We start from the raw sequence: 15,337 nt of genomic DNA on the forward strand, positions 1-15,337 counted from the left end.
TTTCTTCTACCATCTACTCCCTATTTGCACGCCCGCACTGCATAGCAAATTGTACATTGTATATGGTACATTGTACATTAAAGATATTCTTCAAAATATCTTGTTATCTTCTCGTGCAGATGCACACGGTCGCGTCCCAGGACGTTGTGCTTGTGCGTGGGATAGATAAACAAATCGGGATAGGTACGGGCATCCACGCACGCCTTCATGAATGAAAGGGTGTGCTGCGGCACGCAGGTGTCGTCGTGGTCGTCGTGTATGATGAGCAGATGTCCTTTCAAGTTACCGGCAAGGTTTTTCAGATTTGTCTGCTTATAGCCTTCCGGGTTCGCTTGCGGAGTGTCCATATAGCGCTCACCGTACATTATCTCGTAGTATCCCCAGTCGATAACCGGTCCGCCGGCAACGCCTACCTTGAAAATTTCGGGATAGCGCAGCATCAGCGCCGTAGTCATGTGTCCTCCGAAGCTCCAGCCGTGCACGCCGATACGCTCTCCGTCCACATAAGGCTGGCTTTTCAGGAATTCTACGCCCTTCACCTGGTCTTTGCCCTCTTCGATGCCCAGCTGGCGGAAGGTGGCGTTTTCAAACTCCAGTCCACGGTTGCTGCTGCCACGGTTGTCGAGGCTGAACATGATGTAGCCTTTGTTTGCCATGTAGATGTCCCAGCCGCGGGCATCGTTCATCCAGCCGTTCGTTATCATCTGGGCGTGCGGGCCGCCGTATACGTAGACGATGGCGGGATACTTCTTTGCCGGGTCGAAGTCGGCAGGCTTTATCAGGCGGTAGTACAAGTCTGTCTTGCCGTCGGCGGCTTTGATGGTGCCTACTTCTATGCTGGGCATTTCAAAGCCTTCGTAGGGGTTCTTGGCTGTCAGCAGTGTGTGTTCCCGTTGTTTTTTCGGGTTGGTGGACATCAGTTTTATGATACGGGGGCAAGTGGGCGAAGAGGCATTGTCGATGAGGTAAGTTCCCATGAAACCGGAGATTTGTGCCGAGTGCATGCCGGTTGGGTCTCCTATCAAGCTGCGTTTGCCATTCTTCAGGTTGACAGCGTAAAGGTTGCTCTGCAAAGGAGAGATTTCCGTACTCTTGATGATGAGCTCTTTCGTGTTCCGGTTAAAACCTACGATGTCTTGTACAAGCCAAGGGCCGGAGGTGAGTTGCTTCAGCAGTTCCCCTTCCGTATTGTATAGGTATAGGTGGTTGAAACCGTCACGCTGGCTTTGATAGATGAACTTGTGGCTGTCCCATGGCAGGAATAGAATGGGAGATTGCGGCTCCACATATTTGGGATGTCTCTCTTCGATGAGCACTTGTTGCAGCTCTCCGCTTTCGGCATCGTACCGGCACAGTTTGGAGTGATTCTGGTCTCGGTTTAGCTCTATCAGATAGAGGCTTTTGCCATCCGGTGCCCAGGTGATGTTGGTGAAGTAGCGGTCTTTGGGGTCGCCCATGTCCAGGTAGATGGTCTTTTGAGTAGCCGGATTGTAGATACCTACCTTTACCTGATGGCTGAGCATGCCGGCCATGGGGTAACGTATTTTATCCACCAGCGCTATTCTTGCCGTGATGTCAACCAATGGATAGGGGGTAACCATGCTTTCGTTCATTCGATAGAAAGCCAGCAGGTCCCCGGCAGGATTCCAGAAAGTGCCTTTTGAAATGCCGAATTCATTGCGGTGCACACTTTGACCGCAGACGATGCCTTCCGGTTCGTTGGTGACTTTCAGGGTTTGCCCGTCACCGGTCATCACATAGAGATTATTGCCGATAGTATAAGCCAAATGGCGGCTTACTTCGTTCCAATCCTCATTTTCGGCTTGGGCGGGGCAAGGCTGGCTCCAGATGACTTTTTTCTTCTTCCAGTCGACGAGGGCACGGTACTTGCCGGTGTTCAGCAGTAGGAGTGGGTCTATTTGGACTTGAATACCCAGATTGACGCCTCGGGGTACGTTGACAGCCTTTGCAGCATGAAAGTGACGCAGTTTTCCAAGTCCTTTTTCTTCCAGCAGCGCGTTGGCTTCTTCCAATGTGATGGCAGTGAATTTCTCTCCGGGCTTGGCACCTAATCCTTTGACAGCCCATGTACCTTCTATATTGTCGATGCCAAGTTCCAGACAAGCGGCATCGCCCCACCACTGGTACCACTTGTTTTCGGCAGTATGGTAGGTTTCACCTCCGGGAATAAGGTCTTCCAGGGTCGGCTTTTTCAGTTCTTGTGCCATGACGTTTGTTGTAAACAGAGCAGGCACTGCCATCAGCAGTGCAAGAATGCTCTTACTTATTTTCTTTGCATTCATTCTCCTTGTCATTGTTCGTGTTATTCTTCTTCCTTCTTTCCCGCCTCTCTTCTTTTTCTTTCCGGGTAAGATTCACCTGACCTTGTTCTGCGTTCTCCACCGAATTCGCGTCTTTCCCTCGGTCTGAACTCCCGTTTTTCCCCGTCTTTGAACTCTCTTCTTTCACGCGGACGGAATTCGCGCTTTTCGCTGTCCTTGAATTCTCTTGGTCTGCGTTCACCGTTGAATTCGCGTCTTTCGCCACCGAATTCACGTCTCTCTCCGCTGAATCGGGGACGGAATTCGCGTCTTTCTCCGGGTTTGAACTCTTTCCTTTCTCCTGAAGCCGGACGAAATTCTTTGCGCTCCTTGCTCAACTCCTCGCCTTCGGCACGAAATTCCTTGTACTTTCCATCGAAGATTTCGTACTGGCGGAATTCGCATTCCAGCGCACCATTGAATAAAGGTATCTTGGAGGTGGCTTTTAGCCCGATTTGGTCGAAGCACTCTTCCCGGTAAGAAAGAATCCATGCGGTGTTGCCCGTAAAGGCATGTTTCAGACGCTCGCCAATCATGGAGTAAAGGCCCAGCAGGTCGTTGGTAGAGATACGCTCACCGTAGGGAGGATTGGTGATGATGATGGATTTCTCCGCAGGTTGCTCGAATTGCTGGAAAGGTTGCAGCTTCAATACCACGTCCTTGCTTACGCCGGCAGCCTTTATATTGTGTGTGGCAATTTCGTTTGCCTTCGGGCTGTTGTCGTAACCGTATATCTTATGCGTAAATTCACGTTCCTGGCTGTCGTCATTGTATATCGTGTCGAACAGCTCCTGGTCAAAATCCACCCACTTCTCGAAAGCGAACTCCTTGCGGAATACGCCCGGAGCGATGTTGCGTGCAATCAGCGCCGCTTCGATGGGAATGGTTCCCGAACCACACATCGGGTCTATCAGGTCACATTCGCCACGCCAGCCGGTCATCAATATCATGCCGGCGGCCAGCACCTCATTCAGCGGGGCCTCTACTGCTTCCTGGCGATAACCGCGGCGGTGCAGCGATTCGCCGCTGGAGTCGAGAGACAGCGTACATTTGGTTTCGGCAATGTGTATGTTCAGCAGCACGTCCGGTTTGTTGACACGCACGCCGGGACGTTCGCCGGTCTTCTCGCGGAAATAGTCCACGATGGCATCCTTCACCTTGTAGGAAACGAACTTGGAATGACGGAACTCTTCACTGAATACAACCGCGTCCACGGCAAAGGTCTTGTCCGTATCCAGATAGTCTTCCCATCGGATGGCTTTAATCTGTTCGTAAACCTCGTCGGCATCCTTGGCTGTGAAGTGTTTGATGGGTTTCAGTATCCGGATGGCTGTACGCAGGCAGAAGTTTGCCTTGTACATCATTTCCTTATCACCACTGAAAGATACCATGCGGCGGCCTATTTCTATTTCGTTGGCGCCCAGTGCAGTCAGCTCTTGTGCCAGTACCTCTTCCAGTCCTTGGAAGGTTTTGGCAATCATTTCAAAAGATTGTTCGCTCATCTATGCATTTACTATTTATGTGAATCGGCAATCTGGGTAGTTGTCACTCGTTTCTCTCATTAGTGGCTGATAACCATTTAACTACTTGAACTGCTGATTTGAGTTATTTACGATTTTAATTGTTTATTGGTTGTTTGTGACTTACTTCTTGGCCTTTGTCTGTACAATCCTTGCTCCTGCGGGAACATCTTCTGTCACCCAGATATTGCCGCCTACGGTGGCTCCTTGTCCGATGGTGATGCGTCCCAATATGGTGGCGTTGGAATAGACTATCACATTGTCTTCCAGAATGGGATGGCGGGGAATACCCTTGATGGGCTTGCCGTCTTCGTCTAGCGGGAAGCTCTTGGCACCGAGGGTCACACCCTGGTACAGCTTCACGTTGTTGCCGATGATGCAGGTCTCGCCGATTACCACACCCGTACCGTGGTCGATGGTAAAATAACCACCTATTTCCGCTCCTGGATGGATATCGATTCCCGTTTCACTGTGCGCCATCTCGGTGATGATGCGGGGAATGAGGGGAACACCCAACTTGAGCAACTCGTGTGCGATGCGGTAGTTGCTGATGGCGCGGATGGCCGGATAGCAGCTGATGACTTCGCCGAACGACTGTGCGGCGGGGTCACCGTTGTAGGCGGCTTCCACATCTGTGGCGAGTGTACGTCTCATTGCCGGCAGGTTGCTGATGAACTTGGCAGCCAATAAGGCGGCTTCTTCCCGTTGGAGCTCGGTACAACAGTTGCATTCGCCGTCGCCTGCAAAGCAGAGGCCGGCAAGGATTTGCTCGGTCAGCAGGTCGAACAAGCGTTCGACATTGACACCGATATGGTAAGTCACCGTACGGCTGTTGACCGTAGAATTTCCGAAATATCCGGGGAAGATGATGGCTCGCGCCAGTTCGATGATGTCGCGCAGCACTTTTGCCGAAGGCAGCGGGTTGCCGTCCGTATGCTGGTGAAACAGTCCTTTGTATGATTCGCTTTCCGATAGCTCATCGACTGCTTGTGTCAAAATGTGGGTAAAGTTGAGTGGACTCATTATGATATCCTTAAGTTTAAAAGTGGCAACAAAGATAGGAAATACTCGTCAAATATCCTACATATCCCTCATTTATAGTACGTATTTACCATATTTGTGGTATTTTCTACGAACCAATTTTGCGCTACTTTTGTCTTGTAAGAAATAACATACCTCGTTCCACTCCGGATTGTTAGTCTTTTCCCTTAGGGGAATGAGGAATTTAAAAACAGTTGGATTATGAAGAAGATAGCAGAACGCCTTACCGACCTGGTAGGCAACACTCCCTTGCTGGAGTTGAATAATTATAACAAGAATAAGGGTCTGAAAGCCCGTGTTATTGCCAAATTGGAATATTTTAACCCTGCCGGCAGTGTGAAGGACCGCGTGGCGCTTGCCATGATAGAAGATGCCGAGGCAAAAGGGCTGTTGAAGCCTGGTGCCACCATCATCGAACCTACCAGTGGGAATACGGGCGTAGGGCTGGCTTTTGTGGCCGCCGCCAAAGGTTACAAGCTGATACTGACGATGCCCGACACGATGAGTTTGGAACGCCGCAACCTCTTGAAAGCCCTTGGTGCGGAACTGGTACTGACTTCGGGTGCCGACGGTATGAAAGGCGCAATAGCCCGTGCCGAAGAACTGAAAGCCGCCAACCCCGGCTCGCTGATTCTACAGCAATTTGACAATCCTGCCAATCCGGCAATGCACGAGCGTACTACCGGACAAGAAATCTGGCGTGATACAGACGGCCGGGTGGATATTTTCGTGGCCGGTGTAGGGACGGGAGGCACAGTGAGTGGTGTGGGTGCAGCCTTGAAAGCCAATAACCCGAAGGTAAAGATTGTGGCTGTGGAGCCCGAAGATTCTCCCGTACTTTCCGGTGGGAAGCCCGGTCCCCATAAAATACAAGGTATCGGTGCCGGATTTGTGCCAAAGAACTATAACAGTGCCGTAATAGACGAAGTTCTGCAGGTATCCAATGATGACGCCATACGTACGGGCCGCGAACTGGCGAAGTATGAGGGATTGTTGGTCGGCATCTCTTCGGGAGCTGCCGTTGCTGCAGCTACCCGCTTGGCACGGTTGCCCGAGAATGAAGGAAAGACGATTGTAGCGCTGCTGCCCGATACGGGAGAACGGTATCTTTCGACGCTGTTGTATGCATTTGAGGAATATCCGTTGTAAAAGTAAATATTTCTGCCGGTTATCCGCTCCATCAATGTGGAGCAGGTGACCGGCAGATGGTATTTATAGTTCGCTTGGTCTTAACCCGAATGACCGGCAGCTTATTTTCTCTACTTTCACTTCCCATATCTTGACATTGCGTACGGCGGGTTCGGCATATTTGCATTCATTTTCCGTATATTGCTTCATCAGCATGTCGAGTACGCGTCGCTTCTCTTCCATGTCTTCCACGAAGTGTACTTTCCCACGACAGATAACACTGCGCGACTTCATGCTGTAGCTGCATGCCACTTGCCGGTGCATATAAACCAGCTCGTGTCCTTCGCAGAAGGTGATGCAAACTTGCGGGTGCTTTGTTACCATCTCCACTTTACTGCCTTCCGGGCCGGAATGCAAGTATATTACCCCGTCTTGATAGGCAAAGTTCATGGGAACCGCATATGGGTTTCCTTCAAGGTCTGTGATGCCCACTATGCAGTATGGGCATTTACGGATAATTTCCTCAATCTGTGTAGGGTCTGTAATAGTAATTGTCTTCATGTGCAAAGCCTCATCCCCGGCCCCTCTCCGAAAGAGAGGGGAGTGGGGATATTTAAATATTGTAGGGTTATTCTTTATTTCACTTCACTCAAGTTTCGCAAGTTTTCAATTCATTGCTCTCCTCTCCCCTCTCTATCGGAGAGGGGAGAGGGGGTGAGGTTACACCAGTGCAAAGTCCAACTGCTTCTTTTCCAAGTTAGCGCGTGCCACCTTAATGGTAATGGCATCTCCCAGACTATAAATTTTATTTTTGCGGCGTCCGCGCAGGCAGTAGTTCTTTTCATCGAATTCGTAATAGTCATCGTCGAGGTCGCGGATGGGAATCATGCCTTCGCACTTGTTCTCATTCAGCTCCACGTAGAGTCCCCATTCCGTTACGCCGGAGATGACACCGTCGAAGGTCTGTCCCAGGCGTTCGGTCATGAATTCTACTTGCTTGTACTTGATGGAGGCGCGTTCCGCGTTGGAGGCTATCTGCTCCATGCTGCTGCTGTGTTCGCAGAGGGCTTCGTATTTCTGTTCGGACACGGTGCGGCCTCCCTGGTCCAAGTACTTGGTGAGCAGACGGTGTACCATCATATCCGGATAGCGGCGGATGGGCGAGGTGAAATGGGTATAGTAATCGAAAGCCAAACCATAGTGCCCCACGTTATGCACGGAGTAGCGTGCCTTCTGCATGGCGCGGATGGAGACGGTTTCAATCAAGTTCTCCTCCTTCTTGCCCTGGATGTCGTCCAGCAGGTGGTTAATGGACTTGGAGATGTCGGTCTTTGTACCGCTGGTACGCAGCTTGTAGCCGAAACGGGCGATGAACTGTGCCAGGTTGTCCAGCTTCTCCGGGTCGGGGAGGTCGTGAATACGGTATGGTAACACTTTGGCTTTCTTGCCTTTGGGCACGCGGCCTATCTTTTCGGCTACGGTGCGGTTGGCGAGCAGCATGAACTCCTCTATCAGCTTGTTGGCATCTTTCGACTCCTTGAAGTAGACGCTGACGGGTTTGCCCTTCTCGTCAATTTCGAACTTCACTTCGTAGCGGTCGAAGTTGATGGCTCCTGCCTTAAAGCGGTTCTCACGCAGTATTTTGGCAAGCTTATCCAGTTGGAGCACCTCTTCCTGGAAGTCTCCTTTGCCGGTTTCTATAATCTCCTGGGCTTCTTCGTAGGTGAAGCGGCGGTCGCTCTTGATGACGGTATGTACCACGCGTGAGTTCTTCACTTCGCCTTTTTCCGTCATTTCAAAGATGACGGAGTAGGCAAGCTTCTCTTCGTCGGGGCGGAGTGAACAGATGAAATTACACAACCGTTCGGGGAGCATTGGGATGGTGCGGTCTACGAGGTAGACGGATGTGGCACGCTTCTCGGCTTCCTTGTCTATGATGCCGCCCTCTTTCACGTAGTGGGTCACGTCGGCAATGTGTACTCCTACTTCCCAAAGTCCCCCTTTCAGTTTGCGGATGGAGAGGGCGTCGTCGAAGTCCTTGGCATCCTTGGGGTCGATGGTGAAGGTGGTCACACCCCGGAAGTCCTCACGTCGGGCTATTTCCTCGGCGGAGATTTCGGCGGGTATCTTGTCGGCAGCTTTCTCTACGGCAGCGGGGTAGACATAGGGCAGGCCGAATTCCGCCAGGATGGCGTGCATCTCGGTGGTATTGTCTCCTGCGCGCCCCAGGATGTCGATTACCTGGCCGATGGGGTTCTTGGCTTTGTCGGGCCATTCCACCACCTTTACGATGGCTTTGTCGCCCGTCTTGCCGCCTTTCAACTTTTCTTTGGGGATGAAGATGTCGTTGGCAAGCGTACGGTTTTCCGTTACAAGGAAAGCGTATGACTTGGCAACTTCCAGGGTACCCACGAAGGTGTCGTTGGCACGTTCCAGTATCTCGATGACTTCTCCTTCGGCTTCGCGTCCGCGACGCTTGGCATAGAAGGCGATACGCACTTTATCATTGTTCATGGCGTGTGCCGAGTTGCGTTCGGCCACGAATATCGGTTCGCCTCCACCTTCCGGTATAAAGGAATTCTTGCCGTTGCTCTTGCGCTGGAAGGTTCCGGTCATTTCCACGCCGTGGTTGTTCAGCTTGTATTTGTGCTTGTCCACTTCTGTGATGTAGTCGTCCATCGACAGTTCGGACAAGATGTCCATGCACAGCATCTTCAGCGGATGTGTGGTGAGGTGGAGTTGTTCAAAGATGTATTTCAGGGATAATACTTCGTCTTGCTTTGTGTGGAAGAATTCCAGCAGTACTTTGACGAGCTCTTTCTTCTTCATGCGTTTGCCGGCTTTCTTTTCTTTCTTTTTGGCCATAATGTTATGATGTATTTTATGTATAAATAGAGATTCTGTGTCAATCTGTGTAATCTGTGGTGATTACCTCTTGCAAAGTAAACAAATAAATACGTTCCTTCGTTCACTCAGACTTCAAAATATTATCATTCTATTGAAAATAATGAAGGAACGACAGATTGTAATGGATTTATGTACTATATTTGCACACAAAGTGAAGATAGGCTGTACCTTAGACGAAAAGCAGATGGAAATGCAAACTCTGAACAAAAAAGCAGATGCCACACGGGAAAAAGACATTTACCGGGTGACGGTTGTGGGAAGTGTGGTAAACTTTCTCTTGCTTGTCTTCAAATTCTTTGCAGGTATTGTAGGTCACAGTGCCGCCATGCTGGCGGATGCGGTACATTCTTTGTCGGATTTCATTACAGATATTATTGTCATTGTTTTTGTGCGCATTTCGGCAAAGCCCGAAGATGAAGGACACGATTACGGTCATGGCAAGTACGAGACGCTGGCAACTGCCATTATCGGTATTTTTCTGTTGTTTGTGGGATTCGGCATTTTCTGGAACGGGGCTTCCTCCATTTACCGTTTCCTGCAAGGCGGCTCTCTGCAGGAACCCGGTATACTGGCACTGGTGGCTGCATTGGTATCCATCGTTTTCAAGGAAGTGCTTTATCAATATACCGTATTCAAGGGCAGGAAGTTGAATTCGCAGGCGGTTGTTGCCAATGCCTGGCATCACCGGAGTGACGCGTTTTCGTCCATAGGCACGGCAGCGGGTATAGGTGGCGCCATTCTTTTGGGTGACCATTGGCGGGTGCTGGACCCGGTGGCAGCGGTTATTGTCAGCTTTTTCATTATGAAGGTGGCTGTGCAGTTGTTGATACCGTGTGTGGACGAACTGTTGGAGAAATCATTGCCTGCCGAGGTGGAGGATGAGATACTGAAGACGATTCTCTCTTTTCCCGGTATCAGCTCGCCGCATCACCTTCGTACGCGCCGCATCGGCAGTTATTGTGCCATCGAGGTGCATGTGCGTATGGATGGCAGCATCTCGCTGGAGGAAGCCCACGAGACGGCAACGGCGGTGGAGAACAAGTTGAAAAGGCAGTTCGGCAAAGGAACACTGGTCAGCATCCATGTGGAGCCGGTGAAGAAGAGTAACGAGGCGACAGAGTAACACAAGGAGCGTCAAGGTGACGGACCGGATGAAAAGTAATTAGTAATTTGTAACTGAAGAAGTGGAATCGATTTTAATTACAGGAGCAAGCGGATTTATCGGAAGTTTCATCGTGGAGGAGGCGTTGAAGCGCAAGTTCGGTGTGTGGGCGGGTGTACGTTCGTCCAGCAGCCGCGAGTATCTGCGTGACCGCAAGATACATTTCCTCGAACTGGACTTTGCGCACCCCAATGAACTGAGGGCACAACTCTCGGGACATAAAGGGACCTACAATAAGTTTGATTATATTGTCCATTGTGCCGGTGTGACGAAGTGTGTGGACAAGAACGAATTCGATTTGGTGAATTATCTGCAGACCAAATACTTCATCGATACGCTGAGGGAGCTGAACATGATTCCCAAGCAGTTTATCTTCATCAGTACGCTGAGTGTGTTCGGCCCGGTACGCGAGAGGACCTACGACCCGATTATGGAGAGTGACCCCCCTTCACCCAATACCGCCTACGGACTCAGTAAACTGAAAACAGAACTTTATTTGCAGAGTATTCCGGGTTTCCCCTACGTCATCTACCGGCCGACGGGTGTATACGGGCCGCGTGAGAAGGATTATTATCTTATGGCAAAGTCCATCCGGCAGCATACGGACTTTTCTGTAGGCTTCTGCCGCCAGGACTTGACGTTTGTATATGTAAAGGATATCGTGCAGGCCGTCTTCCTCGGGATAGAGAAGCAGGTGTCCCGCCGCGCCTATTTCCTGGCTGACGGGAAGGTGTATAGCAGCCGTGCTTTTTCCGATTTGATAAGGAAAGAATTGGGCAATCCGTTTGTTATTCGCCTGAGATGTCCGTTAATTGTATTGAAAGTCGTATCTTTGCTCGCTGAATTTTGGGCGAAGCGGCAGAACAAGACCAGTACGCTCAATTCGGACAAGTATAGAATAATGAAACAACGCAACTGGCAGTGTGACATCACACCGGCCGTCGAGGAACTGGGCTTCAGTCCTGAGTACGACCTGGAACGGGGTGTAAAGGAAACCATTGCCTGGTATAAGGATAAGGGATGGCTTTAGATTTATTTAAAAGGGTAGAAACCCGTAAGGGGCTTTTTGCGGTAGAGAAGATTACGCTGATATACAATTTGCTGACTTCCATTCTCATTCTGTTTCTTTTTCAGGAAATGGATCATCCGGTGCAGATGCTTGCAGACCGTGTTGTCATTGCGGGTATGACGTTCCTGCTGATGTATCTTTACCGGCTGGCACCCTGCAAGTTCTCTGCCTTTGTGCGCATAGCCATCCAGATGTCACTGCTTTCCTATTGGTATCCCGACACCTTTGAGTTCAACCGGATATTCCCCAATCTCGACCACGTGTTCGCGTCGGTGGAGCAGTGGATGTTTGGCGGACAGCCTGCTGTATGGTTCTGTGAAAGGTTTCCGCAGATGTGGGTGAGCGAGCCGTTCAATATGGGATACTTCTTCTATTATCCGATGATTCTGCTGGTGGTGGTGTGGTATTTCCTTTATCGTTTCGACCTTTTCGAGAAGGTTTCGTTCGTCATCGTCACCGCTTTCTTCATCTATTACCTTATTTATATCTTCGTCCCCGTTGCCGGGCCGCAGTTCTACTTCCCCGCCATTGGAAGCGACCATGTGGCGCAAGGTATCTTCCCGTCCATCGGTGACTATTTCCATCACCATCAGGAACTTCTTCCCGGTCCGGGCTATGAGCACGGCTTCTTCTACAACCTGGTGGAGAGTTCCCAGCAGGTGGGTGAGCGCCCCACGGCTGCTTTTCCCAGTTCGCACGTCGGAATGTCTACGGTACTGATGATTATGGCATGGCGTGGCAGCAAGCGTCTGTTTGCCTGCTTGTTTCCTTTCTATCTGCTGTTGTGCGGGGCTACGGTCTATATCCAGGCACATTACCTGATAGACTCTATCGTGGGTTTCGTATCGGCTTTCGGCATTTATATCCTGGCCACGTGGATGTTCAAGCGATGGTTTGCGCAGCCGATGTTCCGCTAGTCGGGCACGGTGATTATCTTTCCACTGTCTGTGGGCAATACCAATGTACGCGGATAAACTTCTGCCGGAAGTGAATGCTGGAAGTTTACGATGAGCTGTTTGAGCAGTTTTTTCTTTTTCATAAAGACATATTTATGGGATTCTTTCTTTCTTGGGAAGACGAATATAGGGACTTGTTTCTTTCTGCCAAAGAAACAATGTTTTTTTTCTTGCCTCCTTGTTGGCAAGGTTTTGCCTTCCCATTGGCAAGGCTTTGCCACCGCGTTGGCAAAACTTTGCCATAGGCATGGCAAAAGTTTGCCAAGGGCAAGGCAAGTGGTTGGCAAAATTTCTTGCTGACAGACAGTGAGTTATGCGGATGGCAACAAAGCGTGTCATCTGCGTCTGAATAGCCCCCCTCTCAGAAGCTATTCAAGAAGGGGCGTGAGGATGATTGCTCAAGTATCGGACTCGATGGTAAAAATCGTATGCGGTTTTCTCCTATGGCAGCAACGGTTCTATCTCTTCGAAGATGCGGTACAGTTCCTCCTTCGTCTCTGCCCGCAGCATGGCTATCCGGGTGTCGCGGAAATTGGGAATCCCTTTGAAGAGCGGGCTTGCTGCCAGGTGGCGGCGCACGTGCAGTATGCCCCGTCGTTCATCCAGCAGGTTGACGCTGTCTTCCACTTCCTGGCGGAGTACGTTCAGCCGCCATTCGGAACTCAGCGGAGGGAGTTCTTCGCCCGTCTCCAAATAATGCTTCACTTCCTTAAAGAACCACGGGCGGCCGAAGCTGGCACGGCCTATCATGATGGCGTCCACACCGTAGAGGTCGAAGCATTCTTTGGCCCGTTGGGGAGTGGTGATATCACCGTTACCGATGATGGGAATGTGCATGCGTGGGTTCTTTTTCACCTCGCCGATAAGTGTCCAGTCCGCCTCGCCGGTATACATCTGGGCGCGGGTACGGCCGTGGATGGTGAGGGCGGCAATGCCGCAGTCCTGCAACTGCTCGGCAAGGTCTACGATGATTTTACTGTTGGCATCCCAGCCCAGGCGGGTCTTCACGGTGACGGGAATCTTCACGGCATCTACCACGGCACGAGTGATTTCCAGCATCAGCGGAATGTTCTGTAGCATACCGGCACCGGCACCCTTGCCGGCAACGCGCTTCACGGGGCAGCCGAAGTTGATGTCCAGCGTGTCCGGATGTGCCTGCTCCACAATGCGGGCGGCTTCTACCATGGTGGCGGTGTCCCGTCCGTATATCTGTATGGCTACGGGCCGCTCTTCATCGCTGATGTTCAGTTTCTGCTGGGTCTTGCCTACGGAGCGTATCAAGGCATCGGCAGAAACGAACTCGGTATATACCATGTCTGCTCCGAAGTGCTTGCACATCAGGCGGAAAGCAGGGTCGGTGACGTCCTCCATCGGGGCGAGGAATACGGGGCGTGGGCCCAGGTCTATATCTTTAATCTTCATAATCTAAGCGGATTTGTCCGCAAAAGTACAGAAAAAAGCCTACCTTTGCATACTCTAATTCAAAAAGAAATGATGAAACACTCAATCAGTGACTTCGAAATCATGGCACCGGTAGGCTCGCGCGAATCTCTCGCAGCAGCCATACAAGCAGGTGCCGACTCCATCTATTTCGGTATCGAGAACCTGAACATGCGTGCCCGTTCGGCAAATACCTTCACTATCGACGATTTGCGGGAAATAGCCCGGACGTGCGACGAACATGGCATGAAGAGCTACCTCACCGTCAATACCATTATATACGACCATGACATTCCGCTGATGCGTACCATTGTAGATGCGGCAAAGGCGGCAGGCATCTCGGCAGTCATTGCCGCTGATGTGGCAGTGATGAGTTATGCCCGGCAGATAGGGCAGGAGGTACACCTCAGCACACAGCTCAACATCAGCAACGTGGAAGCCCTGCGCTTCTATGCGCAGTTTGCCGATGTGGTGGTGCTGGCGCGTGAGTTGAATCTGGAGCAAGTGGCAGAAATCTACCGCCATATCCGTGAGGAGAATATCTGTGGACCCAGCGGAGAGCAGATACGTATAGAGATGTTCTGCCACGGTGCCCTTTGCATGGCAGTCAGCGGAAAGTGTTATCTCTCATTGCATGAGATGAACCACTCTGCCAACCGTGGTGCTTGCATGCAGGTATGCCGCCGTAGTTATACGGTGCGCGACAAGGAGACGGATGTGGAATTGGAGGTGGACAACCAATACATCATGTCCCCCAAAGACTTAAAAACTATCCACTTCATGAACAAGATGCTGGATGCAGGTGTTCGTGTTTTCAAAATAGAAGGACGTGCCCGCGGACCCGAGTACGTGCGCACGGTAGTGGAGTGTTACAAAGAAGCCATCCGTTCCTATCTGGACGATACATTCACCGATGAGAAAATTGCCCGGTGGGACGAACGTTTGAAGACGGTCTTCAATCGTGGTTTCTGGGACGGCTACTACCTGGGACAACGCTTGGGCGAATGGACCAAGAACTACGGCTCTGCCGCTACGGAACGTAAAATCTATGTGGGTAAGGGCATCCGCTACTTCTCAAACATCGGTGTGGCAGAGTTCCTGGTAGAAGCAGCCGAAGTGAGCGTAGGCGACAAGTTGCTGATTACGGGTCCCACAACGGGTGCCGAATTCGTCACTTTGGACGAGGCACGCGTCGATTTGAAACCCGTGCAGACTGTAAAGAAAGGCCAGCATTTCTCGATGAAATCGGTGAAAATACGTCCCAGTGACAAACTCTACAAGCTGGTCAGCGTAGAGGAACTGAAGAAGTTCAAAGGCTTGGATGTGGAGAAACAACGTGGCTAAGTATCAAATAGTAAATAGTCCAATAGTAAATATGAATTATATCTATGAACTTCCCATGAAGGTGCGCGACTATGAATGCGACCTGCAAGGCATCGTCAATAATGCCAATTATCAGCATTATCTGGAGCATACGCGCCATGAGTTTCTGTTGAGTGCCGGCGTCAGCTTTGCCGGACTGCACGAGCAGGGGGTAGACCCGGTAGTGGCACGTATCAATATGGCTTTCAAGACTCCCCTGAGGAGTGGTGACGAGTTTGTCTCCAAACTCTACATGAAGAAGGAGGGTATCAAGTACGTCTTTTACCAAGATATCTTCCGTGCTTCCGACGGCAAAGTCTGTCTCAAAGGCATAGTTGAAACCGTATGTGTGGTGAACGGACGGTTAAGCGATAGCGAACTGTTCGACCGTCTCTTTGCCCCTTATCTCAATCCGTGTGAATCTGTGTAAT

General features: G+C 50.8%; 14 protein-coding genes. 6 read left to right on the forward strand and 8 right to left on the reverse strand.

What is annotated here, in order from left to right; genetic code table 11:
- Positions 1–77: 77 nt before the first annotated feature.
- From DXD65_RS13750 to epsC, 3 genes are all read right to left on the reverse strand, one after another.
- Positions 78–2,303 (reverse strand): S9 family peptidase, encoded by a 2,226-nt coding sequence (locus DXD65_RS13750; protein ID WP_005838013.1) that lies wholly within the window; start codon positions 2,301–2,303, stop codon positions 78–80.
- Between the two features lie 20 nt (positions 2,304–2,323).
- A complete protein-coding gene (locus DXD65_RS13755) occupies positions 2,324–3,823 on the reverse strand; it encodes a THUMP domain-containing protein (protein WP_005834267.1) in 1,500 nt (499 codons plus the stop codon).
- 141 nt (positions 3,824–3,964) lie between these two features.
- Positions 3,965–4,864, reverse strand: a complete 900-nt coding sequence (gene epsC, locus DXD65_RS13760) for a serine O-acetyltransferase EpsC (RefSeq protein ID WP_005830965.1) — start codon at positions 4,862–4,864, stop codon at positions 3,965–3,967.
- Between the two features lie 219 nt (positions 4,865–5,083).
- On the opposite strand from epsC, the gene cysK reads away from it, so the two are divergent.
- Complete coding sequence (gene cysK / locus DXD65_RS13765) at positions 5,084–6,031, forward strand: cysteine synthase A (protein WP_005830963.1); 948 nt, start codon at positions 5,084–5,086, stop codon at positions 6,029–6,031.
- Positions 6,032–6,094: 63 nt separating this feature from the next.
- Here the strand turns inward: cysK and DXD65_RS13770 are convergent, their stop codons facing one another.
- Together DXD65_RS13770 and rnr are read right to left on the reverse strand one after the other, a co-directional pair.
- A complete protein-coding gene (locus DXD65_RS13770; RefSeq protein WP_005830961.1) occupies positions 6,095–6,571 on the reverse strand; it encodes a pyridoxamine 5'-phosphate oxidase family protein in 477 nt (158 codons plus the stop codon).
- Positions 6,572–6,730: 159 nt separating this feature from the next.
- Positions 6,731–8,875 carry a ribonuclease R gene (rnr, locus tag DXD65_RS13775; protein WP_005830959.1) on the reverse strand — a complete coding sequence of 715 codons (2,145 nt, stop codon included), beginning with the start codon at positions 8,873–8,875 and terminating at the stop codon, positions 6,731–6,733.
- A 226-nt stretch (positions 8,876–9,101) separates the two neighbouring features.
- Here rnr and DXD65_RS13780 point away from each other — a divergent pair, with 226 nt between their 5' ends.
- From DXD65_RS13780 to DXD65_RS13790, 3 genes are all read left to right on the forward strand, one after another.
- Positions 9,102–10,040 carry a cation diffusion facilitator family transporter gene (locus tag DXD65_RS13780; protein ID WP_034523299.1) on the forward strand — a complete coding sequence of 313 codons (939 nt, stop codon included), beginning with the start codon at positions 9,102–9,104 and terminating at the stop codon, positions 10,038–10,040.
- Positions 10,041–10,101: 61 nt separating this feature from the next.
- Positions 10,102–11,109 carry an NAD-dependent epimerase/dehydratase family protein gene (locus DXD65_RS13785; protein ID WP_005830955.1) on the forward strand — a complete coding sequence of 336 codons (1,008 nt, stop codon included), beginning with the start codon at positions 10,102–10,104 and terminating at the stop codon, positions 11,107–11,109.
- On the forward strand, positions 11,100–12,065 hold the full coding sequence (locus DXD65_RS13790) for a phosphatase PAP2 family protein (protein ID WP_005830954.1): 966 nt from the start codon (positions 11,100–11,102) through the stop codon (positions 12,063–12,065). Before DXD65_RS13785 ends, DXD65_RS13790 begins: the two co-directional genes overlap by 10 nt.
- Here the strand turns inward: DXD65_RS13790 and DXD65_RS21480 are convergent.
- The 3 genes from DXD65_RS21480 to dusB all read right to left on the reverse strand — a co-directional run bounded on the left by DXD65_RS21480 (position 12,062) and on the right by dusB (position 13,526).
- Positions 12,062–12,187 carry a hypothetical protein gene (locus DXD65_RS21480; protein WP_005834280.1) on the reverse strand — a complete coding sequence of 42 codons (126 nt, stop codon included), beginning with the start codon at positions 12,185–12,187 and terminating at the stop codon, positions 12,062–12,064. The genes DXD65_RS13790 and DXD65_RS21480 overlap by 4 nt on opposite strands.
- A 10-nt stretch (positions 12,188–12,197) precedes the next feature.
- Complete coding sequence (locus DXD65_RS13795; protein WP_055288301.1) at positions 12,198–12,443, reverse strand: hypothetical protein; 246 nt, start codon at positions 12,441–12,443, stop codon at positions 12,198–12,200.
- Positions 12,444–12,545: 102 nt separating this feature from the next.
- The gene (gene dusB / locus DXD65_RS13800) at positions 12,546–13,526 is read right to left on the reverse strand and encodes a tRNA dihydrouridine synthase DusB (protein ID WP_005834282.1); all 981 of its coding nucleotides are present in this window, start codon (positions 13,524–13,526) and stop codon (positions 12,546–12,548) included.
- A gap of 69 nt (positions 13,527–13,595) precedes the next feature.
- On the opposite strand from dusB, the gene DXD65_RS13805 reads away from it, so the two are divergent.
- Both DXD65_RS13805 and DXD65_RS13810 read left to right on the forward strand, forming a co-directional pair.
- Complete coding sequence (locus tag DXD65_RS13805; RefSeq protein WP_005830944.1) at positions 13,596–14,888, forward strand: peptidase U32 family protein; 1,293 nt, start codon at positions 13,596–13,598, stop codon at positions 14,886–14,888.
- Positions 14,889–14,919: 31 nt separating this feature from the next.
- The gene (locus tag DXD65_RS13810; protein WP_005834284.1) at positions 14,920–15,336 is read left to right on the forward strand and encodes an acyl-CoA thioesterase; all 417 of its coding nucleotides are present in this window, start codon (positions 14,920–14,922) and stop codon (positions 15,334–15,336) included.
- Position 15,337: the final 1 nt, after the last annotated feature.

This window comes from Bacteroides sp. 4_1_36 (assembly GCF_003466325.1).
In the GTDB taxonomy this organism is placed as follows: domain Bacteria; phylum Bacteroidota; class Bacteroidia; order Bacteroidales; family Bacteroidaceae; genus Bacteroides; species Bacteroides uniformis.

Excerpts from the sequence above, each read along its gene's own strand:
- DXD65_RS13755 (WP_005834267.1), bottom strand. The coding sequence starts at position 3,823 with ATGAGCGAACAATCTTTTGAAATGATTGCCAAAACCTTCCAAGGACTG.
- epsC (WP_005830965.1), bottom strand. The coding sequence starts at position 4,864 with ATGAGTCCACTCAACTTTACCCACATTTTGACACAAGCAGTCGATGAG.
- DXD65_RS13770 (WP_005830961.1), bottom strand. The coding sequence starts at position 6,571 with ATGAAGACAATTACTATTACAGACCCTACACAGATTGAGGAAATTATC.
- cysK (WP_005830963.1), top strand. The coding sequence starts at position 5,084 with ATGAAGAAGATAGCAGAACGCCTTACCGACCTGGTAGGCAACACTCCC.
- DXD65_RS13805 (WP_005830944.1), top strand. The coding sequence starts at position 13,596 with ATGATGAAACACTCAATCAGTGACTTCGAAATCATGGCACCGGTAGGC.
- DXD65_RS13810 (WP_005834284.1), top strand. The coding sequence starts at position 14,920 with ATGAATTATATCTATGAACTTCCCATGAAGGTGCGCGACTATGAATGC.
- DXD65_RS13795 (WP_055288301.1), bottom strand. The coding sequence starts at position 12,443 with ATGACACGCTTTGTTGCCATCCGCATAACTCACTGTCTGTCAGCAAGA.
- dusB (WP_005834282.1), bottom strand. The coding sequence starts at position 13,526 with ATGAAGATTAAAGATATAGACCTGGGCCCACGCCCCGTATTCCTCGCC.
- rnr (WP_005830959.1), bottom strand. The coding sequence starts at position 8,875 with ATGGCCAAAAAGAAAGAAAAGAAAGCCGGCAAACGCATGAAGAAGAAA.
- DXD65_RS13750 (WP_005838013.1), bottom strand. The coding sequence starts at position 2,303 with ATGAATGCAAAGAAAATAAGTAAGAGCATTCTTGCACTGCTGATGGCA.
- DXD65_RS13780 (WP_034523299.1), top strand. The coding sequence starts at position 9,102 with ATGGAAATGCAAACTCTGAACAAAAAAGCAGATGCCACACGGGAAAAA.
- DXD65_RS13790 (WP_005830954.1), top strand. The coding sequence starts at position 11,100 with ATGGCTTTAGATTTATTTAAAAGGGTAGAAACCCGTAAGGGGCTTTTT.
- DXD65_RS21480 (WP_005834280.1), bottom strand. The coding sequence starts at position 12,187 with ATGAAAAAGAAAAAACTGCTCAAACAGCTCATCGTAAACTTCCAGCAT.